This is a genomic window from Actinacidiphila cocklensis (genome assembly GCF_907177275.1).
Classification (GTDB): domain Bacteria; phylum Actinomycetota; class Actinomycetes; order Streptomycetales; family Streptomycetaceae; genus Actinacidiphila; species Actinacidiphila cocklensis.
Genome location: NZ_CAJSLV010000114.1, coordinates 82,862 through 105,903, shown reverse-complemented (window position 1 = coordinate 105,903; position 23,042 = coordinate 82,862). Strand labels below are relative to the sequence as shown.

Sequence of the window (23,042 nt, the reverse complement as noted above, 5' to 3'; positions counted from 1 at the left end):
ACACCCCTCAGCCAACACGTTCGCAGCGCAAGGGAGTTCAGCATGACCGACACCACGCAGGACAGGCCGGTCCACGAGATCTTCGACCCGAGCTCGGCCGACTACCGCAAGTGCCCCTACGACGCCTACGCGACCGGCCGCACCAGCGTGCCCGTCGCGCACCACGAGGGTTTCGACGAGTGGATCGTCACCGGCCGCGACGAACTGGACGCGGTACTGCGCGACTCCAGCTTCACCAGCCGCCACAACCTCGAAGGCTCCTACCCGTTCACCCCGGAGAGCCGGCAGGTCCTGGAGGGCTCCCTGTTCTTCCAGAACGCCATCTACAACGTCGAGGGTCCCGCGCACACCCGATTCCGCACGCTGATAGCCGAGTACTTCACCCCGCGCAGCCTGCGCCGGCTCACCCCCGGCATCCAGAAGATCTCGCAGACCCTGATCGAGGGTCTCGCCGAGGCGGGCCGGGGCGACCTGCTCAAGGACGTGGCCTACCCGCTGCCGTACACCGTCATCTGCGACCTGATCGGGATCCCCGCTGAGGACCGCGAGACCGTCAAGATGTGGAACGACACCTGGCTGGCCCTGCAGGTCGTGCCGCTCGGACCCGAGCAGCAGCTGCAGGCGGCACAGACGGTGCCCGTGTACGAGGCGTACCTGCGGGACCTGCTGCACCAGCGCGCGCTGACGCCCACGGACGACCTGGCCAGCGGCCTGGTGCGGGCCGCCCGCGACGAGGACCCGGTGTGCAGCGAGGACCAGGCCGTGGTGGCGCTGCGCTTCATGGTCGCCGCGGGCCATGAGACCACCACCAACCTGATCGCCAACACCGTCCACCAGCTGCTGCGTCAGCGGGAGTTGTGGCAGGCCGTGGTGGCCGACCCCTCGCTGGCCGGCGCGGCCGTCGAGGAGACGCTGCGGTACGACTCCTCGGTCCAGGGGGCGCTGCGGGTGGCGACCGAGGACCGGCGGATCGGCGCCACCGAGCTGTCGGCGGGAGCCCGGCTGCGGGTGATGTTCGCGGCGGCGGGCCGGGACCCCGGCTGGGTCGAGGACGCGGAGACGTTCCGCCTGGACCGCCAGGGGCCGCCCCAGCACCTGGGGTTCGGCCTGGGCGTGCACTTCTGCGCGGGTGCCGCGCTGGCCCGGCTGGAGGCCCGGATCGCGGTGGAGACCCTGGCCGAGCTGGTCCCCGACCTCGCGCTGCGGGAGGGGTTCGAACCGGAGTACCTGCCGGGCGGGTTCATCTTCCACGCGCTGTCGGAACTCCCGCTGGTACGGGCCTGAGCGTTCGCGTCCCCCATCCGGCGGCCCCGGCTCCTCCGTGTCGGACACGGTGGAGCCGGGGCCGTCCGGCGTTCGCGGCAGCCCGGACACGGGCTGCGCCGAGGGTGGTTCAGGAGGCGGCGACCGGCGTGCCGGTGGCGGCGGCCACCCACTGGTCCAGCTCGGGCCGCCAGTAGCGGGCCACGTTCAGCCGGGTCGGCTTGGCCTCACCGGGCAGCTGGAACTTCAGCGAGCTCCACAGCGGCTTGCGCTTGACGTCGCTGATGAGGGCCGCGGCCTCCTGCCGCGGTATGGCGACGACCAGTTCCTTGGGACGGGCGCTCATCCGGCCCGCCTTGTGGAAGACGACGGCCTGCTCGGTGACCGTCACGAAGTAGTACTTCACGAACGCCTGGGCGAGGAGGCCGATCGCGTTGGTGAGCCACGGGCTCGGGCCGGTCACGGTGTGGATCGTGGCGATCGGCCGGTCGCCCGGGTTGATCTGTGCGATGGCCTCGGCCACCTGCTCCTGCATGGTGGACTTGCGAATAGCCATGTGGTGCCCCCATTTTCAAATGTGGTGCGACTGACGTGACGTGCTGGTCGTGCTGGATGTGCCGCATGTGGCGACACCTCAAGTACGGCGCCGCCGTCGTGGACACGACAGCGGCGTCGCAGCGTACCGCCTTCCGCCGGGAGTTACGCACCGCGGGTGCGAACGCCGTCGCCTTCGGCGGCCGGTGGCGCCTCCCGCGCGACCGGGAGCGTCCGTCCCAGGCGGGCCAGCGGGGACGCGGCGATCACCACCGGGGACAGCACCATGCCTGCGGCCGTCACCAGAAGACTCGTCCGCAACCCCCACTCCTCCGCGAGGAGTCCGCCGAGCAGCGAGCCGAGCGGCGACAGCCCCATGCCGACGCACGTGATCGTCGCGGCCACCCGGCCCTGCATGTCATCCGGGGTGGCCGCCTGCCGGACGGCCATGACCGCCACGTTCACCAGCTGCCCGCCGGCCCCGAACACGAAGTTGGACGCCAGGAGCGTGGCAACGGTCGCCGCGGAGGAGCCGTGCAGCGCCGGTACGCACAGGAAGACGCCGTCGCCGAGCGCCGCCGCGGCCACGAGGACCGGGCCGTACCCGAACCGCTGCGGCAGGTGGGCCGCCAGCACCGAGCCCAGCAGGGCGCCCGGTCCCGTCGCCGCGAGCGCCAGCCCCACCGCGGTGCCGGACAGGTGCAGTTCCCGCGGCAGGAAGAGCAGATAGACCGTCATCACGGCCGCGAAGAAGAGCTGGAAGGCGGCGGAGGCCAGGCACACGGTCCGCAGCGCCGTGTCGCCGACGACGAACCGGACGCCCTCACGGATCTGCCGCAGGACCGTGGGCGGAGCGTCCAGGCGCTCCGGGGTCCGCTCTGCCCGGGGGATTCGCCGGATCGACAGGAACGACAGCGCGAAGAACAGCGCGCTTGAGGCGGCCGCGATCGGCGCCGACAGCAGGGACACCAGCGCGCCGCCGAGTGCGGGTCCGCCGATCTGGGCCGCGGAACGGCTGCCCTCCAACGCGCTGTTGCCCCGCACCAGCTGGTCGCGCCGCACCAGCCGTACGAGGCAGGCCTGGTAGGCCACGTCGAAGAACACGGACAGCGCCCCGACGGCGAACGCGATCCCGAGGAGCGCGGGCAGGCCGAGCCAGCCGAAGCAGCCGGCCACGGCGGCGGCGCCCAGGGCGACCGTCCGGCCGGCGTCGGCCAGCACCATCACGGTGCGCGTGCGCCACCCGTCCACCCATGCGCCGACGAAGAGCGAGAGCAGCAGGATGGGCGCCTGTCCGACGGCGCGCAGGACGCCCAGCTGGCCGGCAGTGGCGTGCAGCGTCAGGACGGCGAAGAGCGGAAGCACGACCAGCCCGGTCTGCTCCCCGAGCTGGGAGGCGGTCTGCCCCGCCCAGAGCCTGCGGAAGCCGGCGTCACGCCACAGGCTCGGCGGAGTGCTTCGTGCGGAATCGGATACAGCGGAATCGGATACAGCGGAGGAGACGGACGGCACGGGTATCCCTCGGGTTGCCGACAACGAGGCCCGCCACCGGGCACGCACCAGGTGTGCCGGCGGTTCAGGCAGGAAAGGGCTCGCTGTGCCGCAGCATCAAGGGCAGCACGCGATGACGGGCCGGTCGGCCCACAACGTCAACGCGCGCTCGTACGACCGGGCATACCAACAACTCCTCGTCGATCAGCTCACTGCCGGGGACACTAGCCTTCGGCCGGCCGGCGCGAAAGGCGATTACGGCTTCGCGGCAGGAGGTCAGGCCCCCGTGGGACCGGCTCGGTGGGCTGCCGCGGATCACCCGCGGGCGGCGGGCAGGCCGAGGATGAGGTCGCGTGCCGCCGCGAAGGCCTCACGGTGGGCTTCGTCGTCGCACGCCTTCGCGCCGTGGAAACGGCGCCCGGAAGCACGGGGCGCCGCGCTGCCGTCCCCGGGAGGCTGCTCGGCCCGCCGGAATGGCGAGGCGGATGCCGGCGTTGTCGCCGTAATGACCGATTCGCACGGAAATGACGCAGCCGGCCCCACCGAAGGTGCCGCCGAGGACGGTGCCGCCACCCGCGAGCGCCTGGCGGCGGCGCGGGCGGACACCAGCGCGCAGATCGCGGCCCTGAGCCGCGACTACGACGCGATGGTCGAGGCCAACGCGCTGGTCGCGGTCGACGACGAGCACGACCCCGAGGGGTCGAGCACCGCCTTCGAGCGGGCGCACACCGGATCCCTGCTGGCGCAGGCCCGCGAGCAGCTGACCGCCCTCGACCGGGCGGTGGAGCGGCTGGAGCAGGGCGGGTACGGGCGGTGCGAGGTCTGCGGCGAGCCGATCCCGGCGGAACGCCTCCAGGTGCTCCCGGCCGTGACGACCTGCGTCCGGTGCGCGGCGGCTCGCACCCGCTGAGCCGCACCGGACTCCCCCGGGGAGGGACGTGGCGTCCGTCCGGCGGAATACGCGGGGGCCGCGGGCGGGGCGGGGCGCAATGCGCGGCGCGTGCGGCGATCGTGGGGAGACGAAGCTCCCGCACGAAGGGCGGCACTGTGCCGGACAGTCCAGACGTTGCGGCGACCGGCCTCAAGCGCGTGCCGCTGCAGCGCCTGCTGTTCGGCGGCGTGTACGGAACCGTGCTCGCCAGTTCCCTGGCGTCCGCCCTCGACCAGGACAACGGCTCGCCCAACGCCGGCTACGACGCGCTGTGGATCATGGTGGCGGCGCTGGCGGCGGCCGCGGCGCACGGTTACGCACACGCCATCGCGCACTGGACGGCCGGCGGGAAGCGGGCCACCGCCGAGAGCGTCAGGTCGGTGCTGCACGAGTGGCCGCTGGTGGTGGCCGCGGTCCCGACGGTGGCCGCACTGCTGGGCGCCGCCGCCGGGTGGTGGAGCGAGGAGGGCGCCGTCGACGTCGCCCTCACCATCAACACCGCGGCCCTGTTCGGCTGGGGGCTGCTGGCGGCCCGCGCGGCGGGGCAGCGCTGGAGCGCGGCCTGCCGCGTGGGCGTGGTGGACGTCCTGCTCGGCCTGTTCATCGTGAGCGCGAACGCCCTGACCCACTGATCCGCCCGGCTCCCGGCCGCCGCGTCGCCCCCGCGCTTCCGGGGGTGCGCCGCGCTGCGGCTCGGGGAGCAGCAGGCCCGGCGCCGGCGCGACCGGCCTCCCGCCACGCCTTCGGCACCGCCCCGGGCCGCCACCGGCAGGCGGCCTCCGGCGGCGACGGAGCGGAGCTGCGCGCCGGTTGAGCCAATCTCGGATTTGTCGTCCAATCCGCGCCCGACGCCTGGACACCGCCCCGTCGACGTGTTGTCATGCTCACTGAAATAGGGCTTTCCAACGTTGCAAGACCGCGCGCCACACCGCACCGCCACGGCTGACGCACCCCCAGCTCCCCTTTCGTGCGTCCGCCGACCATCCGGCCGTGAGAAAGGGACCCCACGTGCCCAAGCCCTGGTCATCGCCCCGCTCGCGTCCGGCCGCCGCCCTGACGGCTGTCCTGGCCACCGTCCTGGCAACCGTCGCGGCCCTGCTGCTGCCGTCGGCGGGCACCGCCGCCGCCGCGGTCTCGCCCGCCGCGTCCACCACGGTCTGCGCGCTGGCCTGCGACACCCTCGACCCCTCGCGCGCGCCCGGCGAGACCTTCCCGGTGCCGAACGTGAACCTCAACGGCCGCCTGCTCGAACTCCACGTCGACGACGCCGACGGCATGGCGTGGGCGAGCATCGACCAGGGCGCCACCGGTGACTCCGTGTGGCTGGACCGCTCCTGGGACGGCGGCACCACCTGGGACGGCCTGCTCGGCAAGGCGTCGATCCCGTCCACCTGGACCGGGACCCGCACCCTCATGTACAACCTGTACGACCCCGCCGGCCACCGCCGTGCGGTGCTGCGGGCGTGCGGCGACGCACAGGGTGTCAGCTGCACGCAGTGGGCCCGCCAGACCGTCTGCGCGGCGGCCTGCGACGGCGCGGGCAACGCGGCGGGCGACACCCAGCCCGTCGGACCGGCCACGCTGAACGGGCGCACGATCGCCCTGCACATGGACAGTTCCGGCATGGCCTGGGGTGCCGTGTCGGGCGGCAAGGCCGGTGACGAGATCTGGCTCGACCGGTCCTGGGACAGCGGCACGAGCTGGCCCGACGGGTCGAGCAAGGGCCGTACCAGCGTGCCCGCAGGGGCCACCGGCACCCTCACCGCGCGGTACAACACCAGCGACCAGCTGGGCCGGCTGTACGGAGGCGCGGTCCGCGCCTGCGGGCGGGCGGTGGAGGGCCAGAACGGCAGCTGCACCGCCTGGGCACGCCCGGCCGCCTCCCGCACCGCGGCCGCCGCCGACGCGCTGCTGTACTCCTACGACCCCAACCAGGCCTACTGGCCGTCGAGCTGGTGGAACTCGGCGGTCGCGCTGGCCACCGTCGTGGACTACGCGCGGCAGACCGGCGACACCCGCTACTCCTGGATCGTCGACCGCACCTTCCAGGTGAACAAGGCCGCCTTCCCGGCCGGCGCCCGCAGCTCGGACCCGATCGACGGCGACTTCATCAGCCGCGCCACCGACGACGCCGAATGGTGGGCGCTGGCCTGGGTCGACGCCTACGACCTCACGCACGACTCCACGTACCTCAACGAGGCGGTCACCATCGCCTCCTACGTCAACGGGCTCTGGGACACCTCCACCTGCGGCGGCGGCGTGTGGTGGGACCGGGAGCGTACGTACAAGAACGCGGTGACCAACGCACTCTGGGTCCGCATCACCGCCGAGCTCCACAACCGGATGGCGGGCGACACCCTCTGGCTCGGGCGGGCGACCACCGCCTGGAACTGGTTCACCCGCAGCGGCCTGATCAACTCCTCGGGGCTGGTCAACGACGGCCTCACCGCGGGCTGCGCCAACAACGGCCAGACCGTGTGGAGTTACAACCAGGGCCTGAGCATCGGCGCCGGCGTGGAGATCTACCGGGCCACCGGCGACCCGGCCGCGCTGAGCACCGCCCGGCGCCTCGCCGACGCCGCGATCGCCTCCCCCGCGCTGGTCACCTCCGGCGTGCTCACGGAAGCCTGCGACGCCCCCGCGTCCGACTGCGACGACAACGCCAAGCAGTTCAAGGGGGTGTTCATGCGCTACCTCCAGGACCTGGACAGCGTCACCGGCAACGCCTACCACTCCTTCGCCCAGACCCAGGCGGACACCGTATGGAACCACGACCGCGACAGCCTCAACCGCCTCGGCGAGCGGTGGTCGGGCACCGGCACCACCGCGCACCCCAACGCCCGAGACTGGCGCACCCAGGCCTCCGCCCTCAGCGCGCTCCTGGCCGCGGGCTGACGTCAACGGCCGCCGTAACGCGTCGCCGACCGCACCGGAAAACCGGTGGAACCGCGCCCCCGCGTGCCGTTACCGTGCTCCCGTCCGCAACCGCCCTGACAAGGACGTGCCGTTGTACACCATGTGAGAACCCCCGAGCGCTGATCCGTCGCGCGTCGCGCCTGTGCGCCGCGCTCCTTTCCGCTGCGGTCTTCTCATGGGAACCGGTGTATCTCTGTGTCCAGAATCCGGGTGGTCGTACCCACCTGCCTGCCGATCGTCCTGCGCTGCTGCCACGTCTGCACCGCCGCGCCCTTCCGGGCGGACGTGGGACTCCACGTCGCCTCGCACCGCAGGCTCCCCGCCCCGGCCGACCGGCCGGCCTGGCAGTCGCCCTACGGTCCGGCCCCGCACCGTTCGCACCGCGGCCGCTGGGCGCCCGTGCCCGGTGTGGCCACGTCCCGCCCCACCCCGCGCACGGGCCACCTGTGCGGGCGCTGCGACTGAGCGTCTGAGGCCGCGCGAGGCGGTCAGGTCGGGGCAGCCGCCGGCTCGCGCCGGCGGCTCGCCCGCCCGCGAAAATTGGTCTACACCTTGACGCGCGTGAGGTGGGCGGGTCCCATGGGGAGGCAGTGGCCGGCTGCCCGGTGCCACCGGGTCCACCTCCCGCGTCGAAGGGACATCTGTGAGACTGCACAGAACCGCTCCGCGCCCCTCCCCCCTCGCCCCTGCCCTCTCCCGTACGGTTCCCCGGCTCGCCGGGTCGCTGCTGCTCGTCCTCGCGGCCGGGGTCTCCGCCGTCGGGGCCGCCGGTTCCGCGCAGGCCCATCCGGGGTCCCGCGGCGCGGCGGTGCGGCCGCTCGGCCAGATCGTGCCCGCGCCGGCCCAGGTGCGCGCGGCGGGCGCACCGTACACGCTGACGTCCGCCGCGCAGATCCGCGTCGCGGGGCACGCGCCCGACGTCCGGCAGGTCGGCAGCTACCTGGCCGGGCTGCTGCGCCCGTCCACCGGCTACGCCCTGCCGGTCGTCGAGGACGGCGGCGACGGTGCGAAGGGCGGGCACGACATCCGGCTCGCCCTGACCACGGGGGAGGGCGATCTGGGCGCCGAGGGCTACCGCCTCGACTCCGGCCGGGACGGCGTCACCCTCACCGCCCGCACCTCGGCGGGCCTCTTCCACGGCGTCCAGACGCTGCGCCAGCTGCTGCCGGCGTCGGTCGAGGAGCGCACCCGGCAGCCCGGCCCCTGGCAGGTCGCGGGCGGCACCGTCACGGACGTGCCGCGCTACGCCTACCGCGGTGCGATGCTCGACGTGTCACGGCACTTCTTCACCGTCGCCCAGGTCGAGAAGTACATCGACGAGCTGGCGCTCTACAAGATCAACGAGCTGCACCTGCACCTCTCGGACGACCAGGGCTGGCGTATCGCCATCGCGTCCTGGCCCCGGCTGGCCTCCTACGGCGGGTCCACCGAGGTCGGCGGCGGCACGGGCGGCTCCTACACCAAGGCGCAGTACGCGCAGATCGTCGCCTACGCCGCGTCCCGCCACCTGGAGGTCGTGCCGGAGATCGACATGCCGTCGCACACCGAGGCGGCGCTCGCGTCGTACGCGCAGCTCAACTGCGACGGTGTCGCGCCGCCCCTCTACACCGGCACGGAGGTCGGGTTCAGCTCGCTGTGCGTGCCGAAAGACGTGACGTACGCCTTCGTCGACGACGTGATCCGCGAACTGGCCGCGATCACACCGGGCCGCTACCTGCACATCGGCGGCGACGAGGCGCACTCCACCAGCCAGGCGGACTACGTCTCCTTCATGAACCGCGCGCAGGCCGTCGTCCAGAAGTACGGCAAGACCGTCATGGGCTGGCACCAGATCACCTCGGCGAGCCCGGTCGCGGGCGCGGTCGCCCAGTACTGGGGCTACGACGAGACGGGGGCGGCGGAGCGCGCCCAGGTCGCCGCGGCGGCGAAGAAGGGGACCCGGCTCGTGCTGTCGCCCGCCGACCGCTCGTACCTGGACATGAAGTACGACGAGAACACGCGGCTCGGCCAGGACTGGGCGGGCACGGTCGAGGTGGACCGCTCCTACGACTGGGACCCGGGTGCGTACCTCGCCGGGGCGGGGGTCCCGTCGAGCGCGGTGATCGGCGTCGAGGCGCCGCTGTGGACGGAGACGATCGTCACGAACGACGACATCGAGGCCATGGCCTTCCCCCGGCTGCCCGGCATCGCGGAGCTCGGCTGGTCGCCGGAGTCCACGCACGACTGGGCCACCTACAAGGTGCGCCTGGCGGCCCAGGGACCCCGCATGTCGGCACTCGGCATCGACTTCTACCGCTCGCCGCTGGTCGACTGGCCGTCGGAGCGCTGACAGCTCGTGGAACCACCCACCGGGCACCGGCCGGTGGGTGGTTGCGGCCCGAAGCCTGCGGCAAGATCGGCCCGCCCGGTACATTGCCCGCCGGGAGGCGTGAATGGACCAGGGACTCGGGCGGGGCGTCAACTTCGGCAACGCCCTGGACGCGCTGGGCGGCGGTCCTGAACTGCCGCTGGACGAGCGCTGGTTCGACGTGGTGGCCACCGCGGGCTTCGGCACCGTCCGGCTGCCGGTCCGCTGGTCGGCGCACGCGGCGGCCACCCCGCCGTACGCGATCGACCCGGCGTTCTTCCGGCGCGTCGACGCTGCGGTGCGCGCGGCGCTCGACCGCGGCCTGAACGCCGTGGTGAACGTCCACCACTACGACGGGTTGTCCGCCGCGCCCGACGAGCACCTGCCGCGCTTCCTCGCCCTCTGGCGGCAGATCGCGGCCCACTACGCCGACCACGCCGAGCAGGTGAGTTTCGAACTGCTCAACGAGCCGAACGGCCGCCTCACCGCGAGCCGTTGGAACATCGTCCTGGCTCAGGCGCTGGCCGTCGTCCGCGAGTCGAACCCCGAGCGCACCGTGCTCATCGGCCCTACCGAGCGCAACGACCCCCGCGCCCTTCCCGCCCTCGCCGTCCCCGACGACGGCCACCTGCTCGCGACGGTCCACTACTACGCCCCCTTCGAGTTCACCCACCAGGGCGCCGGTTGGATCGAGGGTGCGGAGCACTGGCTGGGCCGCACCTGGGGGGATGCCGCCGACGAGAGAGCCGTCCGCGACGACCTGGCCGAGGTCGCGGCGTGGGGGCGGGAGCACGGGCTCCCGGTGTTCGTCGGCGAGTTCGGCGCCTTCGCCGGGGCAGCCATGGACTCCCGCGAGCGGTGGACGGCCTTCGTACGGTCCGAGGCCGAGCGGCTCGGAATGAGCTGGGCCTACTGGGAGTTCGGCACCGACTTCGGGGCGTTCGACGTGGAGCGCGGCGCCTGGCGGGAGCCGCTGCTGCGGGCGCTCCTCGGCGGCGGCCCGGCCGCCTGAGTACCGGGGCCGTTCGGCCCGCCCGCCGTCCTGCGGGACACCGGCAGGTCACGGGTCCTGCCGATCGGGGAGAAGAGCAGGACCAGTGCGGCGAGCGGGACGCCTGCCGTGGTGATCGCCATGGCCGCGCGGATGCCGAGCGCGGTTCCCAGCGCGCCGCCGAGCAGGGCTCCGAGGGGGATCGCCCCGTAGCTGAGGAATGCGGTGCTCGCGGTGAGACGGCCGAGGAGTTCCGGCGGGCAGTAGCGTTGCAGGAAGCTCGCCTTGATGATGTTGCCGGCCACGACGCCCGCGGAGACGCAGAAGCCGCCACGAAGAACAGCACCCCGGCCCCGCCGGCGGTCAGCGGAATGAGCAGGGCGAGCGTGGAAAGCCCCAGTTCGAAGAGCAGTGTGGCGCGGGCGGTGCCGATCCGGTCGGCGACCCGGCGTGCGGCGAAGGCCCCGGCCACGCCTCCCGCGCTGGTGAGCGCGATGAGCGCGCCGACCGGCCCGGGACTGAGGCCGACGCTCCGCACCAGGAAGACCACCTGGATCGACTGGTATCCCATCAGGGCCAGGTTGGAGGCGGCGCCGAAGAGCGCGAGCGTGCGGAACCAGGGGTCGTCGGCGATCAGCCGCAGGCCTTCGCGGACGTCGCCGCCCAGCGTGCCCGGCCGGCGTTCGGCCCGGGCGGCGCGTGGCTCGCGGTGCCGGATGCCTGCCAGGCACAGCAGGGAGACGAGGAAGGTCGCGGCGTTGGCGAACATCCCGTTGACCGCGCCGGCCACCTGCGCGATGAGGCCGCCGGAGCCGAGCCCGGCGATCTGCGCGGCCGAGGCGCTGCCGTGCAGTTTGGCGTTGCCCTCGGGCTGGTCGCAGGGCTCCAGGATGCCGGGGAGGTACGCGGTGTAAGCGGTCTGGAAGAACACCGCCGACGTCCCCGTCAGCAGGGCGACGGCCAGCAGGAGTCCCATGCTCAGCCGGCCGGCCCATGCGGCGACCGGGACGCAGGCGAACAGGAGCAGCGAGACCGAGGCCGCGGCCAGCATGATCGGCCTGCGCGGCAGCCGGTCCACCCAGGCGCCGGCCGGCAGACCGATGACCAGCCAGGGCGCCCAGGCGGCAGCGCTCAGCAGGCCGACCTCGAACGTGCCGGCGTGCAGGGTGGAGACGGCGGCCAGCGGCATCGCCACCCCGGTGACGGACGCGCCGAACTTGCCCGCGGTCTCACCGCACCACAGCAGCCGGAAGTCGCGGTGGCGGCGCAGCAGGCCGCCGCGTATCGCTTGGCTCACGCGGTGCCACGCCCCTTGCGGGGGAAGGACTGGAGCTGCACGACGACGGGCAGCGCGTCCGTGCCCGCTTCGGTGTCCGCGGCGGGGGTGTGCCGGGCGATGACGTCCATCAGCTCCGCGTTGAGCGCGGCCAGCTGGTCCGGTGTCATCCGCAGATCGCGCCAGTCCGCGACGGTGCCGGCCTGCCGCCAGCGGTCGTCCCAGTCCTCGCCGATGTAGTTCACGACCCGGCCGAAGTACTGCTGCACCAGTTCGTGCAGGTAGACCGAGAGCGCGCCCCGGGTGTCGGGATCGTCGCGGAAGTCGGCGATGTTCAGCTCGTTGACGACGCCGACCCTTCTCCACCAGCGCTCGCGCTTCGTACCGCGGCCGGTCTCCTCCTCGATGAAGCCGTGCTCGGCGAGGTGCCGCAGGTGCCAGCTGACGGTGCCGGTGTTCTCCCCGAGGCGTTCGGCGAGCCCGGTGGCGGTGGCGGGGCCGTCCAGGCTGAGCAGTTCGAAGATGCTCATGCGCAGCGGGTGGGCCAGCCCCCGCAGGCTGCGGGCGTCGATGCGCCGGCGGGGGCTCGGCGTGCGTTCGGGTTCGTCGGGCATGCCCGCAGCCTATGGTGCAGAGACTTCTCTGCACAGGGCTCTCTGCAGAGAATTCTCTGCAATCTTGCGCCGTGAGCCCCGGCCGCAGTGTGCCCGCCCGGGTCGGCCGGAACGATTCGGGACGAGTACAGGCGGCCGGCGCCGAAGATCTGGACAATGGCAACCAGGGCCGAAGCGCACTGTGTTCGCGTCCGGGAGCCGACGGCGAGGGGGCAGCGGGATGGCCAGGCAGCGGGTGACCCGGCAGGAGATGAACCGGCGGAAACTGGCCCGCGGTTTCGTCGGCCGGGCCGAGAAGCTGACGATGTTCCGGGACAACCTCGGGCGGAACCCGCAGGACGAGGACTTCCAGTACCTCTTCCACGTGAACGGGAACGCGGGGGTGGGCAAGACCTCGCTGGTCCGGCAGTGGGAGACGGCCGCGCAGGCGCGGGAGGCGGTGACCGTCTACCTCGACGACGACATCCACGACCCGCTGGAGGCGATGGAGGCGATCAGCGTCCAGATGGAGCGGCAGGGGCTGCCGCTCAGGGCCTTCCAGGAGCTGCTGGCCACCTACCGGCAGCGTCGCCACGAGGCCGAGACCGCTCCCCCGGCGCCCGGCACCGCGGACCCGGCCGCGCCCGGCCCGCAGGCGTCGGTGACGGGCACGGTCCTGGCCCAGGCCGGCGTGGTGGGCCTGGGCATGCTCCCGGTGCCAGGAGCCGGGGCGCTGGCCGGCGTGCTGAACCCCCAGCAGGTCGCGCAGCACCTGGACCACAGTGCGGACCGGCTGCGGGCGAAGCTCGCGTCCCGGCTGCGCAGCCACGACGACGTCCGGCTCGTCTTCTCCCCCTTACAGATCCTGACCCCGGTGTTCCTCCAGGACCTGGGCAGAGCGGCGGAACGGCGGCCCTGGCTCGTCCTCTTCTTCGACGTGTTCGAGCGCACGGGACCGCTGCTGAGCGAGTGGCTGCCGGACGTGCTGGTCACCGAGGAGTACGGAGCGCTGCCGCTGAACGTCGTCGCGGTGCTGTCCGGCCAGGGCCGGCTCGACACCCACCACTGGGGCGACCACCGGCGCCTGGTGTGGGAGGTGCCGCTGGACGTCTTCAGCCAGGAGGAGGCGCGAGACCTGCTGGCCGCCCACGGCATCACCGACGAGGAGGTCATCGAGGTCATCGTGCGGCTGACGGGCCGGCTGCCGGTTCTCGTCGACCTGCTCGCGCAGACCCGCCCCCAGGACCCGACCGACGTCGAGGACCCCGCCGACACCGCGGTGGACCGCTTCCTGAAGTGGATCACCGACCCCGCGCGCCGTGATGCCGCGCTGGCCTGCGCGCTGCCGCTGCAGCTGAACGAGGACGTCTACCGTGCCGCCGCTCCCGAGGCGGCCGCCGACCAGTACACCTGGATGCGCGGGCTGCCGTTCGTCACCGGCCGGGAGGGCCGCGTCCGCTACCACGACGTCGTCCGCACCCCCATGCTCCGCCTGCAGCGCAGCCGTTCGGCCGCGCGCTGGCAGCAGCAGCACCTGCATCTGGCCGACACCTACCGGCGCTGGCACGAGGAACGCGAAGCCGCTCTGCCGCCCGACACGGACCGGTCGGACCCCGACGGGCACGAGCACCGGCTCAGCGAGGCCTACCACCGCCTGTGCGCCGACCCGGTCACCGCCTGGCGCGACATCCTCCCGGACCTCGTCGACGCGTGCGACCACGGCATCCCGGTCCTGCGCCGCTGGGCACAGACCCTCGCGCAGGCCGGCCACGACACCCAGTATTCGGCGCTGACCCGCTGGGGCAGCCGCCTGCAGGCCGCGGCCGGCGAGGACGCGAACGGTACCGTCACCGCACTCACCCACCTGCTCGCCGCGCCCGAACTGCCCTCCGCAGGGCGCGCACTGGCCCACGCCCTGCGCGGTCGCGACCACCGTCTCGCGGGCCGCCACAGCCAGGCCCTCGCCGACTACACCACGGCGCTGGACCTGGACCCCGACCTGACCCGGGCGTACTTCGGCCGCGGCGAGACGCACCGCCTCGCCGGGAGCTACGACGCCGCGCTCGCCGACTTCGACCGATCCCTCGACCTCGACCCCGCCGACGCCGTGACCCTCGCCAGCCGCGGGGAGACCTACCACTCCCTGCAGCGCTACGACGCCGCGCTCGCCGACTTCGACCGCGCCCTCCACCTCGACCCGGACAACGACTGGATCATCGCCAACCGGGGCGAGACCCACCGCCTCGCGGGGAACCACGACGCCGCCCTCGCCGACTTCGACCGCGCCCTCCACCTCGACCCCACCTACGCCTGGGCCGTCACCAACCGCGGGCAGACCTACCGCGCCCTGCGCCGCTACGACGAGGCCCTGAGCGATCACCACCGCGCCGTCCAGCTCCTGCCCGACAACGAGTGGGTCGTCGCCAACCGGGGCGAGACCCACCGCCTCGCGGGGGACTACGACGACGCCCTCGCCGACTTCGACCGCGCCATCGAGATCAACCCCGGCTACGCCTGGGCCATCGCCAGCCGCGGGCAGACCTACCACTCCCTCCGCCGCTACGACGACGCCCTCGCCGACCTCGACCGCGCCCTCGCGCTCAACCCCGGCTACCCCTGGGCCGTCGCGAGCCGCGGGGAGATCCACCAGTCGCTGCGCCACTACGACGCCGCCCTCGCCGACTTCGACCGCGCTCTCGACCTCGACCCCGGCAACGACTGGGTCATGGCCAACCGGGGCGAGACCCACCGCCTCGTGGGGGACTACGACGCCGCCCTCGCCGACTTCGACCGCGCGATCCGGGTCGACCCCGGCTACACCTGGGCCATCACCAACCGCGGGCAGACCTACCGGGACATGCACCGCTACGAGGAAGCGGTGAGCGATCACCACCGCGCCGTCCAGCTGCTCCCGGACAACGAGTGGGTCGTCGCCAACCGGGGCGAGACCCACCGCCTCGCCGGGAACCACGACGCCGCCCTCGCCGACTTCGACCGCGCCCTGCAGCTCAACCCCGGCTACGCCTGGGCCATCGCCAGCCGCGGGCAGACCTACCGCGCCCTGGGCCGCCACGAGGACGCCCTCGCCGACCTCGACCGCGCCCTCGCGCTCGAACCCGAAGCCTCGTACCACTGCGAGGCGGCGCTCCTGCTGCACCTGCTCGGCCGGCCCGGGGAAGGCGAGCACTGGCGGACGGCACGGGATCTGATGGCCGCCGACGTGTCCGCCGGCGGATCGTCGGCGAACCGGTTCCAGGGGCACCTCATGGCGGTCCACTGCGCGATGGCCCAGTGGGCGGCGGCCGTCGCGGAACTGGACCGGTACCTGGCCGGCGGGCCGGGTGTCTGGCACATCCGCGAGGTCCTGGAGGACCTGGAGGAAGTGGAGTCCGTGCTGGCACCGGACCCGGCAGCCCTGCGGCCCCTTCGGCAACGGCTGCAGGACGCGGAGGAGGCGGAGGAGGCGCTCCGGTCGGGCACGTCCGGCTGAAGGGGCCGCGGGGCGTCACGGCTGCAGGCGGGTCGCCTGCCAGCCCTGGTCGTCGCGCTCGTAGCGCAGCCTGCGGTGCAGGCGCTCCGGGTCGGCGGACCAGAACTCCACCGCGGCCGGGACCAGGCGGTAGCCGACGTAGCGGGGCGGGCGCGGCAGGGCGGTGCCGGTGGCCGCGAGCCGGCCGGCCTCGTCGAGCAGTGCCGCCACGTCGTCCAGCGGCTCGCTCTGCCGGGAGGCGACGGACATGGCGTGCAGCGGGACCGGGCGGCCGAACCACAGGGCGTCCGACTCCGCCTCGGTGCACTGCTCCACCGGGCCGGAGAAGACCATCTGCTGGCCCGTCTCGCGCCAGTAGAACACGCCCGACGCCCAGCCGGTGGCGGCGAGTTCGCGGCCCTTGCGGCTGGTGCTGTGGGTGGTGAACAGCAGGCCGCGGTCGGTCACCTCGATGACGGCGACCATCCGGTTGGAGACGCGGCCCTGGGGGTCCGCGGTCGCCAGGGCCAGCGCCAGTGCCTCCCGGACGCCGCGCTTGGCGGCGTCCTCGATCCACCCCCGGGCGAGCCCCATGGGTTCCGGCGGCGGCACCTCGTACTCGGGGAAGGCGAGGCCGACCTCGCCGCTGAGGATTTCCAGCCTGCTGCTGCCCGTACCGGTCTCGCTCATACGCTGTCGACCTCTCTCACACGTAGATGGTGCCGCGGGCGACGACGACCCCGTGCCCGCCGACCCGGACCTCGTCGATGCCCGCGGCCGATCCCTCGGCCGTGGCCAGCATGCGGGAAGGGCGGCCCAGTTCGACCCCCTGGAGGATCTCCAGTTCCTGGCCGTACCCGGCGAGCCCGTGCCGGGCCGCGTGGATGGCCAGCGGTCCTGCCGCCGAACCCGTGGCCGCGTCCTCGACGACGCCGTAGGCCGGGGAGAACATCCGGGTACGCCACCGGGTGCCGCCGCCGGCGAAGCAGTTGGCGGCCATGTCGGGGAACCTGGACAGCGCGCGGTGGTCCGGTTCGAGAGCCGACAGCGCGCTGACGCTGGGCAGCCCGACGAAGACGTGCCGGGGGCCGTTGCGGTAGATGTCCACCGGCACGGTGGACGACTCGACGCCCAGCGCCGCCAGCAGTTCCGCGGTGTGCTCGTACGGCTGCCAGTTCGGCACCGGCTGGCGCATCCGGACCGCCGCGGCAGTGCCTTCCTCGGTGATCTCGAACGGGATGACGCCCATGGCGGTCTCCAGCCGCAACCGGTCCTTGCGCACGGCCCGGCTCACCGCGACGGCGGTGCCCAGCAGCGGATGGCCCGCGAACGGCAGCTCGTTGACCGGGGTGAAGATGCGGATTCGGGCGTCCCCGCCACCTTCCGGCGGCAGGACGAAGGTGACCTCGGACAGGTTCATCTCCCTGGCGATCCGCTGCATCAGGTCGGCGGAGAGGTCGGCGGCGTCGAAGAAGACGGCCACGGGGTTCCCGGCGAGCGGTTCACGGGCGAAGGCGTCCACGACGGCGTACTCGTGCATGGGATCTCCATGGGGTCTGGGGCAGGCCTTCGCCTTAGGGGATGAACACAGGGCCGAGTCCGTGCAGGGCCTGCACCGCGTACGCGCCCTCCACCGCGGCCTCGACTTCGAAGCCGAACCGGTGGGTGGGCGGGTAGCCGATGAGTTCTGCGGCACGGTTCGGCGGGATCGACGCGGGCCGTTCCGCCTCCCACAGCATCACCGCCCCCCAGCGGTTGTGCTCCCGGTCGGCCATCCAGAGCTTCAGCCGCAGCCCCTCGACATCGGCCCACTGGTCGGCGGTGCCGTCCCGCAGGTGGTCGCGCAGGGAGTCGACGGTCGCGGTGGACCGGTCCAGGTCCCACCAGGCGATGTCAACGCGCATGGCGCAGCGCCCCCCTGATGGTCTCGGCCACGATGCGCGGCCCTTCGACGGTGAGCACCGACTCGGCGTGGAACTGCAGGGAGGCGAAGTGCGGTCCGCGCAGGGCGTGCACCTCGCCGGTGTCCCGGTCGCGGCTCACCCGCACCGTCCCGACGCCCTCGGCGTGGTGCCGCTCCCGGGTGCTGCGGGCCGCGAAGGTGTTGTAGAAGCCGACGCGTTCGCGGCTGCCGAACAGCTCGATCTCCCGCTGCACACCCTGGTTGGGGGCCTTCAGGCGCGTGAGGTCCAGGCCGAGGCGCGCGCTGAGCACCTGGTGGCTCAGGCACACCGCGACGAAGGGACGGCGCTCGGCGAGCAGGGCGTCGGTCGCCGCCCGCAGGCTGCGGATCTTCGGGTCGTCGTCGGAGCGCGGGTCGCCGGGGCCGGGTCCCATCACCACCAGGTCGTACCCGTCGAACGCCGCTTCGTCGAAGCGCCGGATCATCACCTGCATCCCCAGGGTGCCCAGTTGCAGCCCGAGCATGGCGGTGAAGGAGTCCTCGGCGTCGACCACCAGGGTCTTCAGACCTGCCAGGTCCGACAGCGCGCCCGCGAGCCGCGCGTCGGGGTCCCGGAGCCAGAAGTCCCCGATGCCGGAGTTGCGCCGGCCCAGGGCGGACAGCACGTCGGGGTGCCGTGCGAAGCGCGGCCCCTCGTCGGCCTCCAGTGCGGACAGCAGCCCGGAGACCTTCGTACGGGTCTCCGCGGCCTCGGAGTCCGGGTCGGAGTGGCGTACCAGGGTGGCGCCCGCCGCGATCCGCACCCGGCCCGCGGCGTCGATGTCGGCGGTGCGGATGAGGATGGCGGAGTCCAGGGTGCGCGCACCGCCGGCGTCCCTGCCGATCAGCGCGGCGACCCCGCTGTAGTAGCCGCGGCCGCCCGGTTCGTACCGGCTGATCACCCGGGCCGCGCTCTCCACCGGGCTGCCGGTGACGGTGGGGGCGAACATCGTCTCCCGCAGCACGTCGCGCGGGTCGCGGTCGGAGCGGCCCTCGACGAAGTACTCGGTGTGGGCCAGCCGGGACATCTCCCTCAGGTGCGGCCCGGTGATCCGGCCGCCGCGCTCGCAGATCCGCGCCATCGTCTTGAGTTCCTCGTCCAGCACCATGTACAGCTCGTCGGTCTCCTTGCGGTCGGCGAGGAAGTCCCTGACGCCGGTGAGCGTGGGGCCGTCGGGCGGGTAGCGGTAGGTGCCGCTGATCGGGTTCATCACCGCCGTGCCGCCGCTGAGCGAGATGTGGCGCTCCGGGCTGGCGCCGACGAAGGTGCGCCCGCCGGTGTGGATGACGAACGTCCAGTACGCGCCCTGCTCGCGGGTCAGGAGCCGGCGGAAGAGGGACAGCGCGTTGCGTGTCGAGTAGTCGCCGATGTCGACGAGCAGGGAGCGTTTGATGACGAAGTTGGCGCCCTCGCCGGCGCCGATCTCCTCCGCGACGATCCGGCGCACGAGGTCGGCGTACTCCTCGTCCCCCATGTCGAAGCGGCGGTTGCTCAACCGTACCGGGGTCTGCGGCATCCTGGCGACCACCTCGGACACCGGCAGCCGCTGGTGCCCGGTGACGGACATGGCCAGCAGCGGTTCCCCGTCGTCCGGCGCGGCGTAGCCCCGCTCGGCGAGTTGCCGGTAGGGCACGAGGACCAGGACCTCGTGGCCGGGGGTGGCGGCTTCCGCGGTCTCGTCGCTCAGCGGGATGTCGGCCAGCGAGGCGTACGCGGACACGTCGCCGACCAGGACGTCGACGGTGTCGGCTTCGGCTGCTGGACCGCGAGCACGTGGTGCCGGTCGCGGCCAGGAACCTCGCCGACTCGGTGGGGCTGGACCGGGTCGAACTGGTCGGCGGCGACATGTTCCAGGCGGTGCCGCAGGGCAGGGACGTCTACCTGCTGTGCCGGGTGCTCGCCGGGTGGAGCGACGACGCGGTCGCGGGCCTGTTCGAGAGCTGCCGCAAGGCCATGGCGGACTCGTCGTCGCGGCTGGTCGTCCTGGAGCGCGTGGTCGTGGACGAGGACCCGTCCGTGCTGCCCGCACTGTGGGACCTGCACCTGCTGATGACCAACAGCGGCCGGCACCGCACCCTTGAGGAGTTCACGGCGCTCCTGGACCGGGCCGGGCTGGACGTGGAACGGGTCGCCGACCTGCCGGCCGAGACCACCGCCCTGATCGCCGCGCCCCGCACTGCCGGATGACAGCCGCCGTGACCGTGCCCCGCGGACGGGGCGCGGCGCGGCGACAGCCCTGAAAGGCGACCTTCCATGACCGACGCGGTGAACCTGGACGCCGTAGGACGCACAGCCCTGGTCACCGCCGCGATGCGGGCCGCCGAGACCGACCGGCCCGACGCGATCCACCAGGACCCGTACGCGGCGGCCCTCGCCGGTGAACTCGGGGAGAAGCTGCTCGCCGAGCTGCTGGCCGCGGTGTCGGCGGCAGCGGTGCCGGGCGTCCCGTCCGGCGGGCAGCCGCCCGGCACGCACGACGCCGCCACCGCGGGCTCCGGCCGCCGGGCCGTCAACGCCGTCCGCACCCGGTACTTCGACGAGTACCTGCGCGCCGCCGTCCAGGAGCCGGACCTGCGCCAGGTGGTGGTCGCGGGCGCGGGCATGGACTCCCGCGCCTACCGCATGGACTGGCCCGGCGCGGTCCGGTTCTTCGAGGTCGACCGGCCGGCGGTGCTGGACTACAAGCGGGAGTGCCTGGCCGCCGAGACACCGCGGGCCGACCACCGCTTCGTCCCGATGGATCTCGCCTCGCCGTCCTGGCCGGACGCCCTGGTCGACGCCGGATACGAACCGGACCGCCCGTCGGCCTGGCTGCTGGAGGGCCTGCTGTTCTACCTCCCGGAGTCCGGCGTGCACCAGGTGCTGGACCAGGTGGCGGAACTGGCCGCCCCCGGCAGCCGGATCGCGGCCGACCTGGTGAACGCGGCAGCGCTCACCATGCCTTCGCAGCGCCCGCTGCTCGACGTGTTCGCGGGCTGGGGGTGCCCGTGGCTGTTCGGCTGCGACGAGCCGGCGGAGCTGTTCGCGCGGCACGGCTTCGACGCCGGCGTGGCGCAGCCCGGCGAACCCGGCGCCGACTTCGGCCGCTGGCCCGATCCGGTGCCGCCGCGGGACCTGGCGGACGTCTACCGGGTGTTCCTCGTCACGGGCCGGCGGCGCTGAGGCCGGCCCCGCGCCCGGCAGCCGCCCGCGGGTCCCGGGAGGGCGGCGGCCGCGTCAGGCGCGCGGCCGCATGTCGCCGCCGTAGGTGGTGCGGTAGTCGGGCAGCGCGATCCGGCTTGCCGGGGACACCCGCTGCACCTCGGCGGTGAAGGCGTCCAGGGTGGTCGACGGGTCGCGGCTGGGCGGCTCGCTGAGCGGCCGCTCGAAGTTGTCCCAGTGGACCGGCACGACGACGCCGGGGTTGCCCAGCGCGCCCAGCAGCCTGGGCACGTACTGGTGGGTGGCGGTGCTCGACGGAACCGCCATCATGGCGACGTCGGGGCGCAGGCCCTGCACCGCGCGGTCCGCGACGTCGCTGGCGCCCGTCAGGAAGGCCGACAGGCCGCTGTCCTGGGCGGTCACCTGGAAGGCGAGGGTGTCGCCCTCCACCAGGTCCGCGATGGTGCGCGGGGCCTTCCTCGGCGGCGCGTTCAGCGTGCCGGGGGCGAAGTAGGAGCGCTTGGCGTTCCTGCTGTGCAGGCTCGACACGACCTCGACGGTGACGCCGTCGAAGTCCAGCACCTCGCCGCCCTTGACCACGCAGATCTGCCCCGGGTCGACTCCCCAGGCGGTGAGCAGGTGGAAGGTGGTCTCCGTCCCGACGACCCGGGCACCGGTGGACTTCGCGATGTACGGGACGTCGGAGAGGTGGTCCCAGTGCGAGTGGCTGACCAGGACGAGTTCGGGGGCGCCGATGTGCTCGCGCACCAGGTCGGGATCGGTCACCAGCCGCGTCGCCGGGTCGAAGGCGCCGTCGAACAGCCCGGTCCTGAACCGGGTGAGGAAGGGGTCGAACAGGACGGTCCTGCCGTCCACGTCGATACGCCAGCCGGCAGTGCCCAGCCAGCGCAGGGACACCGCCGCCGCGGCGGCCGCTGAAGCCGGGGCAGCCGGGGCGGCCGGGGTGGCGGCGGCGGCCGTGCCCGCCAGGGGAAGGAGTGGGGCGGCCGCGCCAAATGCCGCGCCCCGCAGCAGTGTTCGCCGATCAGGTCCGTTGCTCATGACCGCCACAAGATCAGACGGCGGCCGCCCCCGTCCAAGTCGGAAAAGCTGTCGGAACCATGTGCCGACGCATATCACGCCTGGTCACAGCGGGTACTGCGCGGGCGGCGGGCGTGTTCACCAGCTGACGGTGCCGGCCACCGGCCGGTGGCCGGCAGCGCCGGCGGGCTCCGCGTCCCCGCTGAGCTACCGGCAAGTAACAGCAGGGGGCGGTAGGCGTACGCTGCTGTCATGGGTATGAGTACCGTGGCCGGTCCGGCCGAGGCCGAGGCGCTGGCCCGGTTCCTGGCCGGGCGGCGCCCGGTGGTGGTCCTGAGCGGGGCGGGGCTGTCCACGGAGTCGGGTATCCCCGACTACCGCGGGGTCACCGGCCGCCGACGGCGGTCCGCACCGATGACCTTTCAGGAGTTCACCGGGGACGAGGCCAACCGGCGGCGGTACTGGGCTCGCAGCCATCTGGGCTGGCAGGCGATCGCGCAGGCACGGCCCAACGACGGCCACCGGGCCGTGACCCGTCTGGTCCGATCGGGCCTGGTCTCCGGGGTGATCACCCAGAACGTCGACGGCCTGCACACCGCCGCCGGAGCCCCCGAGACGATCGACCTGCACGGCAGGCTCGACCGCGTGGTGTGCCTCGGCTGCGGCGAGCGCAGCGCCCGCAGCCGCCTGGACGAACGCCTGGCCCGGGTCAACCCCGGCTTCCGCGCCGTCGCCGCCGCCACCAACGCGGACGGCGACGCCGAACTCCCGGCCGACCGCGCCTCGGAATTCCGCACCGTGGCCTGCGAGGCCTGCGGAGTGGGGACGCTCAAGCCCGACGTCGTCTTCTTCGGCGAGAACGTGCCCGCCGAGCGCGTCCACCGGTGCTACGACCTGGTCGACGCGTCGTTCGCGCTGCTGGTGCTGGGCTCTTCGCTGACCGTGATGTCCGGGCTGCGCTTCGTCCGGCGCGCGGCCCGCGAGGGCACCCCGGTGGCGATCGTCAACCAGGGGCCCACCCGGGGCGACTCGTTCGCCGCACTGCGGCTCGACCTGCCGCTCGGGCCGGCTCTCACCGCCCTCGCCGACAGCCTGGGCGCCTGACG

General features: G+C 73.4%; 19 protein-coding genes and 1 pseudogene. 11 read left to right on the top strand and 9 right to left on the bottom strand.

Going from position 1 to position 23,042, the window contains the following annotated elements; translation table 11 throughout:
- Positions 1–42: 42 nt before the first annotated feature.
- On the top strand, positions 43–1,284 hold the full coding sequence (locus tag NFU81_RS38040) for a cytochrome P450 (RefSeq protein ID WP_251500983.1): 1,242 nt from the start codon (positions 43–45) through the stop codon (positions 1,282–1,284).
- A gap of 109 nt (positions 1,285–1,393) precedes the next feature.
- On the opposite strand, the gene NFU81_RS38035 is transcribed toward NFU81_RS38040, so the two are convergent.
- Positions 1,394–1,819, bottom strand: a complete 426-nt coding sequence (locus NFU81_RS38035) for a hypothetical protein (protein ID WP_251500980.1) — start codon at positions 1,817–1,819, stop codon at positions 1,394–1,396.
- Between the two features lie 143 nt (positions 1,820–1,962).
- Positions 1,963–3,309 carry an MFS transporter gene (locus NFU81_RS38030; protein ID WP_422665391.1) on the bottom strand — a complete coding sequence of 449 codons (1,347 nt, stop codon included), beginning with the start codon at positions 3,307–3,309 and terminating at the stop codon, positions 1,963–1,965.
- Positions 3,310–3,793: 484 nt separating this feature from the next.
- Between NFU81_RS38030 and NFU81_RS38025 the strand changes: the two genes are divergently transcribed.
- From NFU81_RS38025 to NFU81_RS38000, 6 genes are all read left to right on the top strand, one after another.
- A complete protein-coding gene (locus tag NFU81_RS38025; RefSeq protein WP_251500977.1) occupies positions 3,794–4,198 on the top strand; it encodes a TraR/DksA family transcriptional regulator in 405 nt (134 codons plus the stop codon).
- 137 nt (positions 4,199–4,335) lie between these two features.
- Positions 4,336–4,851, top strand: coding sequence for a hypothetical protein (locus NFU81_RS38020; RefSeq protein WP_251500974.1), 516 nt, complete (start codon positions 4,336–4,338; stop codon positions 4,849–4,851).
- A 358-nt stretch (positions 4,852–5,209) separates the two neighbouring features.
- Positions 5,210–7,114, top strand: coding sequence for a glycoside hydrolase family 76 protein (locus NFU81_RS38015; RefSeq protein ID WP_308208375.1), 1,905 nt, complete (start codon positions 5,210–5,212; stop codon positions 7,112–7,114).
- Between the two features lie 231 nt (positions 7,115–7,345).
- Positions 7,346–7,600, top strand: a complete 255-nt coding sequence (locus NFU81_RS38010; protein ID WP_251500972.1) for a hypothetical protein — start codon at positions 7,346–7,348, stop codon at positions 7,598–7,600.
- Between the two features lie 184 nt (positions 7,601–7,784).
- On the top strand, positions 7,785–9,464 hold the full coding sequence (locus NFU81_RS38005; RefSeq protein WP_251501389.1) for a beta-N-acetylhexosaminidase: 1,680 nt from the start codon (positions 7,785–7,787) through the stop codon (positions 9,462–9,464).
- A gap of 103 nt (positions 9,465–9,567) precedes the next feature.
- Positions 9,568–10,494 carry a glycoside hydrolase family 5 protein gene (locus NFU81_RS38000; protein ID WP_251500969.1) on the top strand — a complete coding sequence of 309 codons (927 nt, stop codon included), beginning with the start codon at positions 9,568–9,570 and terminating at the stop codon, positions 10,492–10,494.
- Here the strand turns inward: NFU81_RS38000 and NFU81_RS37995 are convergent.
- Together NFU81_RS37995 and NFU81_RS37990 are read right to left on the bottom strand one after the other, a co-directional pair.
- Positions 10,392–11,770, bottom strand: a pseudogene (locus NFU81_RS37995) (MFS transporter). The gene NFU81_RS38000 and the pseudogene NFU81_RS37995 sit on opposite strands and share 103 nt — an antisense overlap.
- Positions 11,767–12,363, bottom strand: coding sequence for an ArsR/SmtB family transcription factor (locus NFU81_RS37990; protein ID WP_251500966.1), 597 nt, complete (start codon positions 12,361–12,363; stop codon positions 11,767–11,769). Before NFU81_RS37990 ends, NFU81_RS37995 begins: the two are co-directional and overlap by 4 nt.
- 220 nt (positions 12,364–12,583) lie before the next feature.
- On the opposite strand from NFU81_RS37990, the gene NFU81_RS37985 reads away from it, so the two are divergent.
- Positions 12,584–15,832: a tetratricopeptide repeat protein gene (locus NFU81_RS37985; protein ID WP_251500963.1), complete on the top strand. Its 3,249-nt coding sequence runs from the start codon at positions 12,584–12,586 to the stop codon at positions 15,830–15,832.
- Positions 15,833–15,847: 15 nt separating this feature from the next.
- Here the strand turns inward: NFU81_RS37985 and phzG are convergent, their stop codons facing one another.
- The 4 genes from phzG to NFU81_RS37965 are packed head-to-tail and all read right to left on the bottom strand — an operon-like array spanning position 15,848 to position 19,474.
- Positions 15,848–16,501 (bottom strand): phenazine biosynthesis FMN-dependent oxidase PhzG, encoded by a 654-nt coding sequence (gene phzG, locus NFU81_RS37980; RefSeq protein WP_251500961.1) that lies wholly within the window; start codon positions 16,499–16,501, stop codon positions 15,848–15,850.
- A 16-nt stretch (positions 16,502–16,517) separates the two neighbouring features.
- A complete protein-coding gene (locus NFU81_RS37975; protein WP_251500958.1) occupies positions 16,518–17,351 on the bottom strand; it encodes a PhzF family phenazine biosynthesis protein in 834 nt (277 codons plus the stop codon).
- 34 nt (positions 17,352–17,385) lie between these two features.
- A complete protein-coding gene (locus NFU81_RS37970) occupies positions 17,386–17,715 on the bottom strand; it encodes a hypothetical protein (protein ID WP_251500954.1) in 330 nt (109 codons plus the stop codon).
- The gene (locus NFU81_RS37965) at positions 17,705–19,474 is read right to left on the bottom strand and encodes an anthranilate synthase family protein (protein ID WP_274037490.1); all 1,770 of its coding nucleotides are present in this window, start codon (positions 19,472–19,474) and stop codon (positions 17,705–17,707) included. Before NFU81_RS37965 ends, NFU81_RS37970 begins: the two co-directional genes overlap by 11 nt.
- Before the next feature lie 53 nt (positions 19,475–19,527).
- Between NFU81_RS37965 and NFU81_RS37960 the strand changes: the two genes are divergently transcribed.
- On the top strand, positions 19,528–19,941 hold the full coding sequence (locus tag NFU81_RS37960) for a methyltransferase (protein ID WP_251500951.1): 414 nt from the start codon (positions 19,528–19,530) through the stop codon (positions 19,939–19,941).
- A 66-nt stretch (positions 19,942–20,007) separates the two neighbouring features.
- Positions 20,008–20,916, top strand: coding sequence for an SAM-dependent methyltransferase (locus NFU81_RS37955; RefSeq protein ID WP_251500948.1), 909 nt, complete (start codon positions 20,008–20,010; stop codon positions 20,914–20,916).
- Positions 20,917–20,970: 54 nt separating this feature from the next.
- Here NFU81_RS37955 and NFU81_RS37950 read toward each other — a convergent pair whose 3' ends face one another.
- Entirely contained in the window at positions 20,971–21,957 is a 987-nt protein-coding gene (locus NFU81_RS37950) for an MBL fold metallo-hydrolase (RefSeq protein WP_251500945.1), read from the bottom strand.
- Positions 21,958–22,188: 231 nt separating this feature from the next.
- On the opposite strand from NFU81_RS37950, the gene NFU81_RS37945 reads away from it, so the two are divergent.
- Positions 22,189–23,040, top strand: coding sequence for an NAD-dependent protein deacetylase (locus tag NFU81_RS37945; protein ID WP_251500943.1), 852 nt, complete (start codon positions 22,189–22,191; stop codon positions 23,038–23,040).
- The last annotated feature ends 2 nt before the right edge of the window (positions 23,041–23,042 follow it).

Coding starts and splice junctions, on each gene's coding strand:
- NFU81_RS38040 (WP_251500983.1), top strand. CDS start 43: ATGACCGACACCACGCAGGACAGGCCGGTCCACGAGATCTTCGACCCG.
- NFU81_RS38035 (WP_251500980.1), bottom strand. CDS start 1,819: ATGGCTATTCGCAAGTCCACCATGCAGGAGCAGGTGGCCGAGGCCATC.
- NFU81_RS38025 (WP_251500977.1), top strand. CDS start 3,794: ATGACCGATTCGCACGGAAATGACGCAGCCGGCCCCACCGAAGGTGCC.
- NFU81_RS38000 (WP_251500969.1), top strand. CDS start 9,568: ATGGACCAGGGACTCGGGCGGGGCGTCAACTTCGGCAACGCCCTGGAC.
- NFU81_RS37990 (WP_251500966.1), bottom strand. CDS start 12,363: ATGCCCGACGAACCCGAACGCACGCCGAGCCCCCGCCGGCGCATCGAC.
- NFU81_RS37985 (WP_251500963.1), top strand. CDS start 12,584: ATGGCCAGGCAGCGGGTGACCCGGCAGGAGATGAACCGGCGGAAACTG.
- phzG (WP_251500961.1), bottom strand. CDS start 16,501: ATGAGCGAGACCGGTACGGGCAGCAGCAGGCTGGAAATCCTCAGCGGC.
- NFU81_RS37975 (WP_251500958.1), bottom strand. CDS start 17,351: ATGCACGAGTACGCCGTCGTGGACGCCTTCGCCCGTGAACCGCTCGCC.
- NFU81_RS37970 (WP_251500954.1), bottom strand. CDS start 17,715: ATGCGCGTTGACATCGCCTGGTGGGACCTGGACCGGTCCACCGCGACC.
- NFU81_RS37955 (WP_251500948.1), top strand. CDS start 20,008: ATGACCGACGCGGTGAACCTGGACGCCGTAGGACGCACAGCCCTGGTC.
- NFU81_RS37950 (WP_251500945.1), bottom strand. CDS start 21,957: ATGAGCAACGGACCTGATCGGCGAACACTGCTGCGGGGCGCGGCATTT.
- NFU81_RS37945 (WP_251500943.1), top strand. CDS start 22,189: ATGGGTATGAGTACCGTGGCCGGTCCGGCCGAGGCCGAGGCGCTGGCC.